The organism is Martelella sp. HB161492 (assembly GCF_013184775.1).
Classification (GTDB): domain Bacteria; phylum Pseudomonadota; class Alphaproteobacteria; order Rhizobiales; family Rhizobiaceae; genus Martelella.
In genome coordinates this window covers 235,763-250,472 of the sequence record NZ_JAATVV010000002.1, presented here as the reverse complement: position 1 = coordinate 250,472, position 14,710 = coordinate 235,763, and the positions used below count along the sequence as shown (strand labels likewise).

The following is a 14,710-nucleotide window of genomic DNA, read 5'->3' as shown; positions in this document are numbered from 1 at the left end:
GATGATCGAGAGAAAGCTTTCCGGTGCGTCGCCAAAAACGGCGCTGCCGCCCGGTACGATCGATACCCAGATGCATATGTATCTGCCCGGATTTGCCGCGGTGCCCGGCGGTCCCGGCCTGCCGCAGGAGCCGCTGCCGGATGCCGAGGCCTATCGCAGCGTCATGCGCTGGCTTGGAATTGACCGGGTGGTGATCACTCAGGGGAATGCCCATCAGCACGACAACGGCAATCTCATCGCCGCGCTCGCCGTCATGGGAGATCTCGCCCGCGGTGTTGCGGTGGTGAGCGACAGGACAAGCCGGGGTGAGCTGAAGGCGCTGGCCGATGCCGGTGTGACCGGCGCGCGGATCATGGATCTGCCGGGCGGCGCCATCGGGCTGGAAGGGCTTGCTACCGTCGATGCCATCGCCAACGACATGGGCTGGACGACAGCCGTGCAGTTTGACGGCAGCGATATCCTTGATCACGAGGCGGCGCTGATGAAGATCCGTTCGCGCTGGGTCCTTGATCATCATGGCAAGTTTTTCCGCGGGATTTCGCCTGAGGGGCCGGAGCTTTCTCTGGTGAAGCGGCTCATCGATCGCGGCAATTGCTATTTCAAATTCGCCGGCTGTTACGAATCATCGCGTTCCGGCGGGCCGGACTATGAGGATATCGCCTGCATTGCCCGCGCCATTGCCGCCTACGCGCCCGAACGCATCATCTGGGGCACCAACTGGCCGCACAATTACGCCAAGACCAGCATTGACTATCCCGATGATGCCGCGCTTGCCGACACCGTCCTGTCCTGGTTTCCGGACGCCGATAGCCGGCACCTGGCGCTTGTTGAAAATCCCGGTTCGCTCTTTGGCTTCAATCCCTGGCCGGTCTCCTGACGATGTTCTCAAGGTCCGGTCTTACCCGGTGAGGCGGCACGCGAGACGGGTCCCGGCCGGGAAAGCCCTGTCTCTTGCGGTGATCGGCTCTTCTCTCTCGGGGGGGGCTCCCTCAACGCCCATCCATGATGATCTCGACAGACTGGCCGCCGGACACCGTGACCGCTTCGCGGATGGCACCGCCTTCGGCGTTGTGCTTGCCCCATTTTATCTTGGTGACGATATAGTAGGAGCCATCCGCGACATGGTCGAATTCAAAGCGGCCCCTGCCATTTGCCTTCGTCTGTCTCATCGCCGCTTCATAGTCGGGCGGCGGCGGCGATGCCGATATGATGGTATTGATCTTGCCGCCACGATAGAGCGCATCGAGCCTTTCGGCCGCATAGGCGGTTTTCGGGATCAGTCTGACGCTCGATCCGGCAGCATAGACGACACCGCCGCTTTCCTTTCTGAGAAAGGCTTCACCGCGGATGGTGTTTTCACCGTCCTCATGAATGAATGCAGCCTCTTGCGGATCAAATGGCGAAGCGGGCTCCGGCGCCATGATGCAACTGCTCAGTAATCCCAGTGACATGGCCGAAAAAAGCAGTTTGGCTCTCATGGAAATCCCCCGATTTGCATCTATAGGTTGCCATGAATTGAGGGTTTCGCCAAGACGCTTTTGTCCGGCTTTCGGGGGAGGGGCTGTCCCGGGGCATTCATCGGATGGCCGGGGGGCAGATCGGTGTGCGTCAGCGCTTGAATGTGCAGGACGCTAAAAAAAGGCCCTGCATTGCTGCAGGGCCGCAAAGGACCGGAAGGCGGCACCCGTCCGGCAAAGCTGGTGTTTTTGGCCAGAGCGCCATCTGTCGATACGGGCGCTCTCGCTTATTGCTGCGACGCATTGTGGTTTCCGAAAATCGGCAACGACTTTCGGGCCTTGGCGTCAGTTGAACGGCACTTCCGATGCGGCCCAGATCTCGTCGAAAAGCTGGGCATTTTCAGCTGAGGACAGCGAGATCAGCGGGTCGATGGCGAAGCCTTCGTAGATCTTGGCCTTGTCCTTCGACATGATGCCGTCGAGGACGATCTTCTGGATCGTGAGGTTGCGGTCTTCCAGCGACTGGACGGCCGCGGGCAGAACGCCGCAGGCGATCGGCTCGATCTTGTTGTAGGAGACACGGCCATAGCTTTCGACGATGGCGCCGATGGCGGCATCGCGGTTCTGGCCCATGTTGGGCAGGTTGCACTGGGTGCGGCATACGGCACCTTCGGCTCCGGCCAGCGCTTCGATCATCAGAACGCCTTCTTCACCGGAAGGCTTGAGGTCGGCTTCGAGGAATGCCTGACGTGCCTTGTCCTGCTCCTTGGTGCGGCGGACGCGCCATTCATAAGGCGTCATGGCAACGCCCCAGCTGTTCAGCTCTTCCTTGGAGGTCAGGTAGAAGGGCACGAATTCGGCGAGATGCCGGTCGCCGGCCGCGCCAAGAACGCCAAATCGGTTGAGGAAGTCGGTGGCGATGCGGAAGTCGCAATCGAACCAGTTTTCCTCAGCTTCGCGGGTCAGCGCGTTCTTCAGCAGCTGCTCGCGGTCATTTTCGGGCTGCGAGGCCTTGAATTCGGCCAGAATGCTCTTGCCGTTCCACATCGCTTCGGTGGCGAAGGTGAAGTGGTTGACGCCGGAAATATCAAGCACGATGTCGTGGCGCTTCGGCATGTCGACCTTATAGGTGTCGCGAACCCAGCGGCCCAGCATTTCCTGGGTGTGGAACACTTCGTGGCAGCAGCCGACGGCCTTGATGTCGGGTTCTGCGGCAAACAATGCGCCGGTGCACCATGCCATCGGATTGGTGTAGTTGATCACCCAGGCATCGGGGCAGACAGCCATGATGTGATGGGCGAAATCGGCCGTTACGGGAACCGAACGGAGGGCGCGGGCAATGCCGCCGGGGCCGGTCGTGTCACCAACGCTCTGATAGATGCCGTATTTTTCCGGGATCTTGAGGTCGATGAAGCGCTTTTCGATGGCGCCGGGCTCGATGGAGATGACGACGAAGTCTGAGCCCTTCAGAGCGGTATCGAGATCGGCCTCGACTTCGACGGTGAACTTACCGGTGGCTTCGGGGCGGCCGAAGATATTCTTGCTGATTTCCTGGTTCTTCAGGGCGGCGGCATTGTCGATGTCATAGAGCGTCAGAACACCCGACAGCGACTTCGAAAGCGCGAGATCGGCCATCAGATGCAGGGCCCATTGCTGGCTTCCGCCGCCGATATACGTGATCTTGATGTCCTTCATCAGATCAATTCCTTTGTTTTTCTTGCCAGAATTTACGGATGGCCGGGGTGAGTAGGCCCGGCCATCCGTGCCTTGCGGTCGCAGGTTGGGAGATCCCGTATGGAGAAAGACGGGAACACTGCGGCCTTTTTCTCGGCCCCGGGAGGGCGGGGCCGAGCGAATTTCATCTCAAAGCCCGAACAGGCGCGGCAGGAACAGGCTGACTGCGGGGATATAGGTGACCAGCATCAGCACGCCGACCAGCGCGAAGAAGACGGGAACCAGGTAGGGAACGACCTTTTCGATCTTGACCTCGCCAACGGCAGCGCCAACGAAGAGCACGCAACCGACCGGCGGGGTGATGTTGCCGATACCGAGGTTGAAGATCATCATGACGCCGAACTGAATCGGGTCCATGCCGAACATCTGGGTGCAGATCGGCATCAGGATCGGGGTGAAGATCAGGATTGCCGGTGTCGCATCCATGAAGGTGCCGAGGATCAGCAGCGCGACATTGATGATCAGCAGCAGAACGATCTTGTTGTCGGTCACGTTCAGCAGGAAATCGCCGACCATCTGCGGGATCTGGGCATAGGCCATGATCCAGCTCATCAGGCTCGAGACTGCAACCAGGAACAGGATGACACCGGTGGTGACAGCCGTATCCATCAGCGTCGAGATCAGCATCTTGCGGTTGATGTTGCCGTAGTAGAACGACAGGCCGAGGCTGTAGACAACGGCGACGGCCGCGCCTTCCGTTGCGGTGAACACACCGCCGACAATGCCGCCCATGACGATGACGATCAGCATCAGTGCCGGGATCGAGTCGAGGACCAGACGGAACTTCTGACCAGCCGTCAGCGTCGATCTTTCGGTCGGAAGATTGTACTTCTTGGCCATGACATAGGCGACAGCCATGACAGCCAGGCCCCACAGGATGCCGGGGATCCAGCCGCCCATGAACAGGCCGGCAACCGAAACACCGCCCGAGACGATCGAGAACAGGATCAGAAGGCCGCTCGGCGGGATCAGCATGCCGACCGGGCCGGATGCGACATTGATGGCAGCCGAGAAGGCGGGGTCATAGCCCTTTTCGCGCTGGATCGGTGCCATGGTGCCGCCGATGGCAGCCGCACAGGCCATGCCCGAACCGGACAGCGTGCCGAACAGCATGTTGCCCATGACATTGGCGTGCGCCAGTGCACCCGGCATGCGTCCGCCGACCATCAGCGCGAGGTTGATGAGCTTTCGGGCGATGCCGCCATGGTTCATGATATTGCCGGCGAGCATGAAGAATGGCACAGCCAGCATGGAGAAGCTGTCGATGCCGCCGAACATCTTCTGCGCACCCTGGAAGAAGATCTGGTCGACCGGCAGGATGACCGCGATCGCGGCAAGGGAGGAAAGGCCGATGCCAATGGCGATCGGCATGCCGCAGAGCAGGAAGATCAGGAACAGGGGTATGAGAATGGCGGCGACGATTTCAGTATCCATTTTCTTCGCTCCTGATTTCCCTCACGACGTCGCGGAAATTGAGCGTCTTGAAGAAGAGGGACAGAAAACCCGCAATCGGAATGATCGAGTAGACGAGGTTCATTGGCAGATCGAGGCTGTCGGAATGCTGGCCGACGCCCATCGATACGAGATTGAAGCCGCCCTTGATCAGCACCAGCACGATGAACAGCATCACGGCGATGTAATTGAAGGCCTCAAGCACAAGGCGCTTCTTGCCCTTGAACATTTCCTTGATCAGACCGAGCGACATGTGGCGGTCCGTCAGGCCAAAGGCATAGGAGGCGCCGAGATAGACGGACCAGATCATGGTGTAGCGCAGGGCTTCATCGGTGAATTGCGAGGGTGAGTTGAGCAGGTAGCGGGCAATAACCTGCCATGTCGCCATGATCACCAGCAGGGCCAGAAAGACGGTGATGAGAGTGAGGACCGTCCTTTCCAGTATGGTTCTTATATTATTCATGAGGAAACCTCAGTGATAGTGGAAGGCTGGAGAAGGCCTGGCTTCTCAACACCGCCCCGTTGCCGGGGCGATGTCGCTTGTCTGCGCCATCGGGCGGGAGCCTTTTACTGCTGGGCCGCGATGATCTTGTCGACGATCGCTGCAGCTTCCGGGTTGGAGGCGGCGATTTCGTCATAGAGCGGCTGAACGCGTGCCTTGAACGGGGTCATGTCGACTTCCGTGAAGATCACGCCGGCATCTTCGCATTCCTTGAGCGACTTTGCGTTCTTGGCGGCTTCCAGCTCGTCAACACGCTTGGTGTAGATCGCGGCTTCATCTTCGAAGATGGCCTTCTGCTCATCCGTCAGCTTGTCCCAGCTCTTGGTCGAGATGATCATCACATCCGGGATCAGGAAGTGGCGGTCGTAGCTGAAATATTTGACGATCTCGACCTGTTTGGAATCGATCAGGGCAGCGGGGCTGCCTTCCGCGCCATCGACAATACCCTGCTGCAGGGCGGTATAGACGTCACCGAACGGAATCGGCGTCGGGGTTGCGCCCAGAAGCTGCACGGCATCGGCCATGGAACGGCTGTTGGGAACGCGGATCTTCAGGCCAGCGAGATCTTCGGGTGTGTTGATCTGCTTGTTGACCGTGTAGAAGCTGCGCGACGGTGCAATATTCCAGGCAATGCCCATGAAGCCGGTGTCGAGGTGGGTCTGGAAGACCTCGTCCTTGACTGCATTCATAGCGACGGTTGCGCTTGCATCGTCGTTAAACAGGTAGGGAAGCAGGAAGGCGCTATAGACCGGATTGAACTTTTCCAGGTCGGCCGGGTTGGTGCGCACGATGTCGAGAATGCCGGTGCGCAGCTGATTGATCATTTCCGCTTCGGTGCCGAGAACGCCGTTCGGGAACACCTTGAACTTGACTTCACCATTGGTGCGTTCATCGAGATGCTGGCCCATTTCCTCAAGGGCAATCACGGTCGAGTGGTCGGCATTGTGCGAGTCCGAAACGCGCAGGGTGAGGGCCGAAGCCGAGCTGGCGAGTGCGCCAAATGCGAGGGCCGTTGCGATGCCAAGGCCGAACTTGCTGTATCTGTACATAAAACCTCCCAGAGAACTGGTTGCCGGTGTTTCAATCGAAACCGGGATATTTCGTCGGGCACCAGCGGTGCCCTTGGCTGTGTGCACTTGCGAAGAAACTGTGATTTCAGCGTGTGATCGATGATTCGTAATGTGCGCGATCCGACGTGAAATTGTTTCAGCGCAGCGCTCTCCCCAGACCGAAATGCCCCCCGATTTTCTACCGAGCCCAATGCGAGGTCCGTTTGATTTACGTACCTCACTAGCTCGTGGCCTATGGATACGCTGATCGGGAAAAAGCCGCAACAAATGTATGCTAGCATATTAGTTTGGAAGGCTTGCCCAGGGTTGCTGCTTTAGGAGTGGGACATTTGCTGAACGAGGTTGATAGGGTAAGTTACTGAAATGTATTTATTTTATAAAGGATATCCGCGGTTATGCTGCTGCCGTGGATTGTAGACTTGAATAGTCAGTACTTTTTAATTGCGATCTTATGGTTGCAGAAATGATGAGTGTCAATTTTAGCGAAAGTTGTGTGCTAACACGTCACAGCAACACATTTTCACGTTTCCGTGAAAATGTTCACTGATGCCGGAATGTGGTGGGTCAATTCTGCAACGGTTCAGGTTTGTGGAAGAGATAGCTCTGTCCGAAACCGACTCCGAGATCGGCCAGCCTTATCGCCGTTTTCGTGTCTGGGATGAATTTTGCAATGCACCTCAAACTGAGAATCGCGGTGACTTCGACGAAGGAGCGGATCGTTGCGGCATTGAGGGGATCTTCCTCCAGCCCCTGCGCGAATCGCCCCTCGAATTTGAGGAAGTCGACCGGCAGCCGCTTGAGATAGCCGAAGGACGAGCCACCGGCGCCAAAATCATCGAGCGCGATCGCGACGCCCAATGCCCGTGCCGCTTCTGCAAAGGCTGCGACGTCCGTCATGTTCGAAATCGCTGCCTGTTCGGTGATTTCGAAGCAGAGCCGTTCCCGCACGGTTTGGTCCGTGTGTTCGAGCCGCTCGATGACAAAGCGGTGAAACGAGCGATCGCCGATCGCGCGGGCTGAAATATTGACGAAATAGCGCTCAATTGCCGCGTTTTCAGCAGAACCATGCTGCTCAAGATAGCTGATGACATGGGCGACGACCCAGTGATCGATGCGGGTGATCAGGTTGAAGCGCTCGGCCGATGACAGGAAGGCATTGGGGCGGATGATTTCGCCATTTTCGCCTTTCAGCCGCAGCAGAACCTCGGCATATTTCGGCGTGTTGTCTTCTGGCAGGCCGAAGATATTCTGCACATGCAGTTCGAAGCCCTCCTGTTCGAGGGCCTGTTCAAGCCGGGCAGACCAGCGGGTCTCACCCCGTTCGCTATCCTTGCTGGCATTATCCGGGCTCCAGATCTGGACCCGGTTGCGCCCAGCTTCCTTGGCGGCGTAACACGCGGTATCGGCGGCCTGCAGGATGGCCGGTACGCTCAGGGAGGCCGAGGTGATCGGAACAAGTCCGATACTGGTGCCGACCCGGAAAGCCCTGCCGTCATGGACAAAGCGAAAGTCGTTCATCTTGTCACAGATGGCCTGGGCAATCGCCGTGGCGACGTCGGGCGTGCAATATTCGAGCAGAATGGCAAATTCGTCGCCGCCAAGCCGCGCCACCGTATCTTCCGCGCGAACGGTTTCGACCATCAGGGCGCTGACCTTGCGCAGGAGATCATCGCCGACAGAATGGCCGCAGCTGTCATTGACGATCTTGAACTGGTCGAGATCGATGAACAGCAGCACATGTTCGCCGCGACCATCCATGGTCTTGTCGAACAGGCGGGTGAGTCGGCGGTCAAACTCCGACCGGTTGATCAGGCCGGTGAGCTGATCATGGCTTGCCCGATAGGACATTTCGCGCGACAGGCGTCTTTGCTCGCTGACGTCGTGGAACACGAGAACGGCTCCCAGCACCTCACCATCCTTGCTGCGGATCGGCGCGGCAGAATCCTCGATGCCATATTCGATGCCATCGCGCGCCAGCAGCAACGTGTCTTCCTGAAGGCCGACGACAGAGGCCAGCTCAAGGCAGGCGCGGATCGGATCCGGCGCCTGTTGCCTGGTTTCCTCGTGAACGATGTTGAACACGCGGCTTGAGGCCATGTCACGGGCTTCGGCCAGTGACCAGCCGGTCATCCGTTCGGCAACGGGGTTCAGCCATTGCACGACGCCGTCGGCATTGGTGGTGATCACGGCATCGCCGATGGAATGCAGCGTCACCCGCATCAGCTCATGCTGTTCGGCAAGCTCCAGCGCCAGTTGCCGCTCGTCCGTCACATCCCACGCCGCGCCGATCATCCGGCGAGGCCTTTGCTGCTCCTCCGCCACCACCCGCGCGGCGATGTGCAGATGATGAACCGATCCATCCGGCCAGACGACGCGGTATTCCTCGTCCAGAAGTGATTCTTCGGCAATGGCGGTGGCCACCGCTTCGCGGACCCTTTCGCGATCTTCCAGGTGGACCTGGCGCTGCCAGATCACGGCGACGCTTTCGTCAGCGACACCGGAATGGCCGTAAAGCTCGTACATGATCGGGTCCCAGCCGGGTTCGCCCGTCTCGATATTGAGCTCCCATATGCCGATGCCGCCACTGGTTGTGGCAATCGCCATGCGTTCGCCGAGCAGGAAGCGTTCTTCCTCCTGCTGCTTCTGGCGGGTGATGTCGGTATGGGTGCCGATCATCCGGGTGGGGTTGCCATCTTCGTCGCGTGCTGTCACGCGTCCGCGATCAAGGATCCAGACCCAGTGGCCATCCTTGTGGCGCATGCGGAACTGTTCTTCGAAATAGGGGGCCTCGCCCCTGATATGGGCGGCATCGGAATTCTTGGCCCGCTCCATGTCGTCGGGGTGGATGAAATTCAGCCATTCAAACCCGTTGTCCGGAACTTCATCCTGCCGGTAGCCGATCAGCGAACACCAGATCTCCGAATAGAGGGTTTTGCCCGTTACCAGATTGGCATCCCAGATGCCGATCCGGCCGTTCTCGGTGGCAACGGCAATCCGTTCATTGACCTCTTCCAGAGCCTTGCGCTGGGAAACCCGCTCGGTGATATCCTGAAAGGCGCCGGCCACGCGGATCGGTTTGCCATTTTCAAACTGCGTCGAGCCAACCGAGCGAACGAAGATTTGGTCGCCTTTGGCGTTGATCAGCGGCAGTTCGATATCAAAGCTTTCGCCGGTCGCGATGCTGCGCGTGACCGCAGCATCAACCGCTTCGCGCGCCTCAGGGGCATAATAGCTGATCGCTTCGGCCAGATCGGGTTTGTGACCGAGGGCAACGCCGTGGATGCGGCAGGTTTCATCCGACCAGAACAGATCCTGTGTCTCAAGGTTCAGCTCCCAGCCACCGACACCGGCCAGCCGGCCGGTGCGGTCGAGAAATTCGCGGCTCTTGCGCAATTCCTGCTCTTCGGCCTTGCGCTGGCTGATGTCCTGATGGGTGCCGAACATCCATTCCGGCTTGCCGTCATGGGTCCTGCTGATGACCTGGCCGCGGCCGAGAACCCAGACCCAGTGACCGTCGTTATGCCTGAGGCGCACCTCGCACTGATAGTTTTCCGTCTTGCCCGCGAAATGCTCTGCCAGCCGGTCACGGCTCAGCTGATCATCATCGGGGTGAAGCCGCTCGAGCCAGGTCTGGATGGTCACCTTGCCGAGGCTGTCCGGCTGTTCGCCGATGATGGACGCCCATTGGCGGTTGAGCCGCAGTTCCCCGGTTTCGACATTCCATTCCCAGGTGCCCGCCTGGGTGGCCTGGATGATCTGGGCCAGGCGCCGTCTTTCGGTGCGCAGGGCCTTTTCCGCTTTGCGCCGCGCTGTGATGTTTTCGATGATGGCCATGCTGCGCATCGGCTTGCCATCGGCATCACGTTCCAGAATGGCCGACAGGAGAACGTCAATCACGTCGCCAGCGCGGGTGACCATCTGATATTCGATATCTTCGCAATGACCGCTCTTGAGGAAGGCCGGCAGCATTTCGGTCGTCGACTTGATGTGCGATTCCTCGGTCATGAAGGACGAGGAAAGGCGGCCGATAACCTCATCGCGGCTGTAGCCCATCACCTCCAGCCAACGGTCTGAGACGCTGAGGAGCCGACCTTCTGCATCAATCGAATGCAGCATGGCAGGCGTCGACTGATAGAGCCGGCGTACCCGGCGCTCGGCATCCGCAAGCTCGCGGTTGGTCTTCTCGATATCGGATATGTCGCGGATGATTTCAGTGGCACCGACCATCACACCGTCAGAATCGAGAACGGGGCCGATGGAGATCGAGACCGGCAGGCGGTCTCCGTTCTTGTGCTGCCGTTCTGTCCTGAAGGAGCGACTTGTCAGGTTCTTGTCCAGCCGCTTGAGCAGCGCGCCTTCGCTCTCCCGTTTTTCCGGGGGCAGGATGAGATCGAGTGGCTGCCCTTCAGCCTGCTCTGCGGAAAAGCCGAACATGCGTTCGGCCGCACGGTTCCAATGCTGAATGCGGCCCCTGCAATCCATGCTGAGAACGGCGTCAAAGCTGTTTTCGAGGATCGACTGGGCCCGCCATTCAAGCGAGACCAGTTCTTTCTCATGCAGCGCTGCCATGCGGATTTCAAGCGCGCGCACCGCTGCGGTGGCCAGATGGCTGAGGATCGCTTTCTGCTCTTCGCTGAGCGCCTTGGCTTTCGTATCGATGACACAGAGCGTGCCGACTTTCTCTCCGCTTGAAAGGGTGAGCGGCACGCCGGCATAAAAACGGATATCCGGTGATCCGGTTACCAGAGGATTGTCGCTGAAGCGCGGATCGCGCGTCGCGTCCTGCACCTCCATAAGGCTGTCATTCTTGATGGCGTGGGCGCAGAAGGAGACAGAACGTGGCGTTTCCGTCACATCCTCAAGACCGACATTGGCCTTGAACCATTGCCTGTCGCGCTCAAGCAGGCTGATCAGCGATATCGGCGTGCCGCACACAATGGCTGCGGCCTGAACCAGCGCTTCAAATTCCGGTTCCGGCGCTGAATCCAAGACGTTCAGCTCATAGAGCGCCTTGAGGCGCTTTTCTTCCAGCTGTTCGGATTCTTCCACGTTTCAGTCCTGTGCCGTTCAAATTCATTCTGCCGCAATACGGATCTTATATTAGCACTATATGTGCCGAGCCGGGACGGTGGGTAGGGTGAGAATGTGCTTTTGACAAATAATTTTTCAGGGCGATGCCATGTCGGATGCCTGTTTCAGGGCTGAGTGTCGGGGATAAGATCCCTTGATGCTGGATTGGCGCTCCCGATCGCGCCACTATGGTTTCGCTGCTGCGCTGAAGACGGGGTGGCGGCAGGACAAGGGGATATGATCTATGCTGCGCATATTGCCGGCGGGTGACCAGGCATTGAGCGTTGAATTCGGCGATCAGGTGAGCGAGGCGGTGAGCCGGCGCGTGATCGCCTTTGCCAGGCGGCTGGCGCGCGAGCCGGTGCCAGGCATCATCGAGACGGTGCCGACCTATCGCGCACTTCTGGTGATGTATGATCCGGCAAAAAGGCGCGGGACGCAGCTGGCGCAAGATCTGCTGGCGCTTCTTTCTTCGATCGAAGAAGAGGCTACCGGCACGCGCCGTTTCAAGGTGCCGGTCTGCTATGAAGGCGATGCGGCTCTTGATGTCGCCTATCTGGCGGCGGCAAAAAAGCTGACACCGGAGGCGGTGATCGCGCTGCACAGCGGAGCTGAATATCGCGTCTACATGATCGGTTTCATGCCGGGCTTTGCCTATCTCGGCGGCCTGCCGGAGGCACTTTTCACGCCGCGGCTCGATGTGCCGCGGGCGCTGGTTGCCACCGGATCCATTGGCATTGGCGGGCAGCAGGCCTGCATCACCTCCTTTGCCGGACCGAGCGGCTGGCGCTATCTCGGCCGCACGCCGGTTCGCCTGTTTGATATCCGTCGCCGTGAAGCGAGCCTTCTGGCGCCGGGCGACAGTGTCGCATTTCATCGGATCGGCCCCGATGAGGCCGCCGCACTCGATCGCCGCGCCGCCGCGGGTGAAGCGCTTGTGGAGCCTGAAAGCCTATGAACCGTCTGATCGTTATCAGGGCCGGATTGCTGAGCACCGTCCAGGCCAGACCGAGATCCGGTCATATGCATCAAGGCATATCGCCTGCCGGGCCGATGGACCCGGATGCCTTTGCCATCGCCTCTCATCTTGTCGGCAACGATATCGATGTGGCCGGGCTTGAATTTGCCCAGTCCGGCGGGCGCTACCGGGTGGAAAAGCCGTTGCGTTTCGCCATCACGGGCGGTGCCGTCGATATCCGCATTGATGAACGCCGCGTCGATGCCTGGGAGAGCCATGTCTTGCTGCCGGGAGAAGTTCTGACCGTCGGTCATCTTAAGGATGCCGTCTGGGGTTATATCGCCCTGTCCGGCGGGATCGAAGTGCCGGAGGTGCTCGGCTCGCGTGCGACCCATCTGCGCAGCGCGCTTGGCGGCTTTCAGGGCAGGGCATTGCGGGACGGCGACCTCCTGCCGCTCGGAGCGGCTGAAGATGGTCCGTGTCTGAGGCTCTCTCTGCCTGTCTTGCGCCGGCCGGGGCCGGTTCGGGTGGTCGCGGGGCCGCAGGATGACTATTTCGATGCAGACACATGGGCGGTTTTTCTGGGGCGCGACTTTGCCGTATCCAACAGTCGCGACCGCATGGCGAGCCGCCTTGACGGTCCGTTGCTGCATGCGTTTCGCGGCCATGACATCGTCTCCGACGCGACGCCGCTTGGCTCGATCCAGGTGCCTGGCTCCGGCCAGCCCTATGTTCTGACTGCAGAACGGCAGACAACCGGCGGCTATCCCAAGATTGCGACCGTGGCGAGCGTGGATCTGCCGCGTCTGGCGCAATTGCCCTCTTCAAAGCTGTTCCGTTTTGCGCTGATGTCGCAGCAGCTTGCCGAAGATGCCCTGCTTGCCGCGCGCCAGCACCTTGAAGACGTCATTGCAGGGCTGGTGGAGAAACCGCCGGGCTGAGGCGCGCGAAAGCGGAGCGGCGCCAAGGGGGGCGGCGGTTTGCTGGAAAGGGCTGCTTTTGGGTTGCCGATTGGCAAAAATCGCGGCATAAGCAGGTATGCGCCGGTGACCGGCGTCAAGACAGTTTTCTTAAGCCTCGGGAGCAGATGCGCGATGCCGGCAAAGATTTACCGTCCCGCCAGAACGGCGATGCAGCAGGGACAGGCCAAGACCCACGAATGGGTTCTCGAATTCGAACAGGCGGCACCGCGCAAGATTGATCCCGTTTTCGGCTACACCTCGTCCACGGATACGCTTCAGCAGGTGAAGCTGAAATTCGAAACCCAGGAAGAGGCTGAGGATTATGCGCGTCGTCACGGGATTGCCTACCGGGTCATGCAGCCGAAGGAATCGACCCGCAAGGCGGTGTCCTATTCGGACAATTTCCGCTCCGACCGCGCGCAGCCCTGGACCCACTGAACGTCAGCGGTACCGCTTTGCGTGCAGCCCTGCCGCCAAATGAACGAAATCTGCGGGCATAGCGCTTCGCTGTTGTATTTCGTGCCTGAATAAGGCATTGACGTCTCGCTTCTTGCAGACGTGGCCCCTTAGCTCAGCTGGATAGAGCACCGGCCTTCTAAGCCGACGGTCGCAGGTTCGAATCCTGCAGGGGTCGCCATTCTTTTCAATGACTTAGCCTATGGCCGATGAGTCAAAAACGGGCCGGTTTACGGTTTTCGTTTCCGCCGCGTTCTTTCCATCCCCGCAATCACCGCATCGCTGGCCTGCTGATCGTCTGCCAGATCGTGCTTTCCAGCACCGACTCGTTTCCGGCGATTGGTTGCTGGTTCGAATTCGCCACATCCGAGCGTCTTGAGAAGACCGGACAATATACCGGCAGGATCATGGCAGCCCGTTCTTCTATCCGACATGGCGCAGCTACGAGCGGCGGGTGAAATCGCGGCTGTCGCGGGCCATGGGCAAGGCGATCAGAAGCCTCTGACGGTTGCTTACTTGGCAGTCGCCATGCGGCGGTTGGCTGCGGCTTCGGCGCGGTGAACGCTCATCAGGCTGCGGATCATTTTGAAGACGACGATCGCGACGGCAATGTTTGCGACGATGACGAAGAATTCCTGAGACATTGTTTCCCACCCCTTGAGAGACTGCGCTTGATTGCGTGGTCTCGTGATAGCAAATCGCCTGCTGCCGGTGCGTGCGCAGAAGGCTCGGAGTTGCGCTCGAAAGTATAGGTCGTGCCATCGCACGGCCTCTTTCTGCCTGCCGGACGTCGCCCGGTCACGCGAATGGTGGGATGAGGACGAGACCCTGCCGGCCGATCACTTCACTGAAGCTGCCCTGTCATTCCGGCGTGATCCTGGAAAACGGACTTTGCCTGCATCACCTCGACGGCCGTCTCTCCCGCCGCGAACCGCTCGGCCCATGGCTGAAGCGGGTGACGCATTGGCTGCGGTATAATGGATAGAGCTGCGCTTATTGGTAAGTGTGGTACACAGAACCGCCCCAAATCCAAACATCGGGATATGCCG

11 protein-coding genes and 1 tRNA gene are annotated in these 14,710 nt (G+C 59.5%); 5 read left to right on the top strand and 7 right to left on the bottom strand.

Features of this window, described 5'->3' with window-relative positions; all coding sequences use genetic code 11:
- Position 1 precedes the first annotated feature (1 nt).
- Positions 2-877, top strand: a complete 876-nt coding sequence (locus HCK86_RS04010; protein ID WP_176083191.1) for an amidohydrolase family protein — start codon at positions 2-4, stop codon at positions 875-877.
- Positions 878-989: 112 nt separating this feature from the next.
- On the opposite strand, the gene HCK86_RS04005 is transcribed toward HCK86_RS04010, so the two are convergent.
- The 6 genes from HCK86_RS04005 to HCK86_RS03980 form a co-directional block, all read right to left on the bottom strand.
- The gene (locus HCK86_RS04005) at positions 990-1,478 is read right to left on the bottom strand and encodes a carboxypeptidase regulatory-like domain-containing protein (protein WP_176083190.1); all 489 of its coding nucleotides are present in this window, start codon (positions 1,476-1,478) and stop codon (positions 990-992) included.
- A 324-nt stretch (positions 1,479-1,802) separates the two neighbouring features.
- Positions 1,803-3,152 carry an alpha-galactosidase gene (locus HCK86_RS04000; protein WP_176083189.1) on the bottom strand — a complete coding sequence of 450 codons (1,350 nt, stop codon included), beginning with the start codon at positions 3,150-3,152 and terminating at the stop codon, positions 1,803-1,805.
- A gap of 168 nt (positions 3,153-3,320) precedes the next feature.
- Positions 3,321-4,625, bottom strand: a complete 1,305-nt coding sequence (locus tag HCK86_RS03995) for a TRAP transporter large permease (RefSeq protein ID WP_176083188.1) — start codon at positions 4,623-4,625, stop codon at positions 3,321-3,323.
- Positions 4,615-5,106: a TRAP transporter small permease gene (locus HCK86_RS03990; protein ID WP_176083187.1), complete on the bottom strand. Its 492-nt coding sequence runs from the start codon at positions 5,104-5,106 to the stop codon at positions 4,615-4,617. The genes HCK86_RS03995 and HCK86_RS03990 overlap by 11 nt, the downstream gene beginning before the upstream one ends.
- Positions 5,107-5,210: 104 nt before the next feature.
- Positions 5,211-6,194, bottom strand: a complete 984-nt coding sequence (locus HCK86_RS03985; RefSeq protein WP_176083186.1) for a TRAP transporter substrate-binding protein — start codon at positions 6,192-6,194, stop codon at positions 5,211-5,213.
- Between the two features lie 585 nt (positions 6,195-6,779).
- Positions 6,780-11,264 carry a PAS domain S-box protein gene (locus tag HCK86_RS03980; RefSeq protein WP_176083185.1) on the bottom strand — a complete coding sequence of 1,495 codons (4,485 nt, stop codon included), beginning with the start codon at positions 11,262-11,264 and terminating at the stop codon, positions 6,780-6,782.
- 265 nt (positions 11,265-11,529) lie between these two features.
- Here HCK86_RS03980 and pxpB point away from each other — a divergent pair, with 265 nt between their 5' ends.
- The 4 genes from pxpB to HCK86_RS03960 all read left to right on the top strand — a co-directional run bounded on the left by pxpB (position 11,530) and on the right by HCK86_RS03960 (position 13,842).
- Entirely contained in the window at positions 11,530-12,243 is a 714-nt protein-coding gene (gene pxpB / locus HCK86_RS03975) for a 5-oxoprolinase subunit PxpB (protein ID WP_176083184.1), read from the top strand.
- Positions 12,240-13,184 carry a biotin-dependent carboxyltransferase family protein gene (locus HCK86_RS03970; protein ID WP_176083183.1) on the top strand — a complete coding sequence of 315 codons (945 nt, stop codon included), beginning with the start codon at positions 12,240-12,242 and terminating at the stop codon, positions 13,182-13,184. The genes pxpB and HCK86_RS03970 overlap by 4 nt, the downstream gene beginning before the upstream one ends.
- Positions 13,185-13,337: 153 nt before the next feature.
- Positions 13,338-13,643 (top strand): ETC complex I subunit, encoded by a 306-nt coding sequence (locus HCK86_RS03965; protein WP_176083182.1) that lies wholly within the window; start codon positions 13,338-13,340, stop codon positions 13,641-13,643.
- A gap of 122 nt (positions 13,644-13,765) precedes the next feature.
- A tRNA-Arg gene (locus tag HCK86_RS03960) sits at positions 13,766-13,842 on the top strand.
- 331 nt (positions 13,843-14,173) lie between these two features.
- Here the strand turns inward: HCK86_RS03960 and HCK86_RS24185 are convergent.
- Positions 14,174-14,305 (bottom strand): hypothetical protein, encoded by a 132-nt coding sequence (locus HCK86_RS24185; protein ID WP_281409582.1) that lies wholly within the window; start codon positions 14,303-14,305, stop codon positions 14,174-14,176.
- Positions 14,306-14,710: the final 405 nt, after the last annotated feature.

What these genes read in the sequence shown, in the direction of transcription:
- pxpB (WP_176083184.1), top strand. Translation starts at nt 11,530, where the DNA reads ATGCTGCGCATATTGCCGGCGGGTGACCAGGCATTGAGCGTTGAATTC.
- HCK86_RS03965 (WP_176083182.1), top strand. Translation starts at nt 13,338, where the DNA reads ATGCCGGCAAAGATTTACCGTCCCGCCAGAACGGCGATGCAGCAGGGA.
- HCK86_RS03985 (WP_176083186.1), bottom strand. Translation starts at nt 6,194, where the DNA reads ATGTACAGATACAGCAAGTTCGGCCTTGGCATCGCAACGGCCCTCGCA.
- HCK86_RS04005 (WP_176083190.1), bottom strand. Translation starts at nt 1,478, where the DNA reads ATGAGAGCCAAACTGCTTTTTTCGGCCATGTCACTGGGATTACTGAGC.
- HCK86_RS04010 (WP_176083191.1), top strand. Translation starts at nt 2, where the DNA reads ATGATCGAGAGAAAGCTTTCCGGTGCGTCGCCAAAAACGGCGCTGCCG.
- HCK86_RS03995 (WP_176083188.1), bottom strand. Translation starts at nt 4,625, where the DNA reads ATGGATACTGAAATCGTCGCCGCCATTCTCATACCCCTGTTCCTGATC.
- HCK86_RS04000 (WP_176083189.1), bottom strand. Translation starts at nt 3,152, where the DNA reads ATGAAGGACATCAAGATCACGTATATCGGCGGCGGAAGCCAGCAATGG.
- HCK86_RS03990 (WP_176083187.1), bottom strand. Translation starts at nt 5,106, where the DNA reads ATGAATAATATAAGAACCATACTGGAAAGGACGGTCCTCACTCTCATC.
- HCK86_RS03970 (WP_176083183.1), top strand. Translation starts at nt 12,240, where the DNA reads ATGAACCGTCTGATCGTTATCAGGGCCGGATTGCTGAGCACCGTCCAG.
- HCK86_RS24185 (WP_281409582.1), bottom strand. Translation starts at nt 14,305, where the DNA reads ATGTCTCAGGAATTCTTCGTCATCGTCGCAAACATTGCCGTCGCGATC.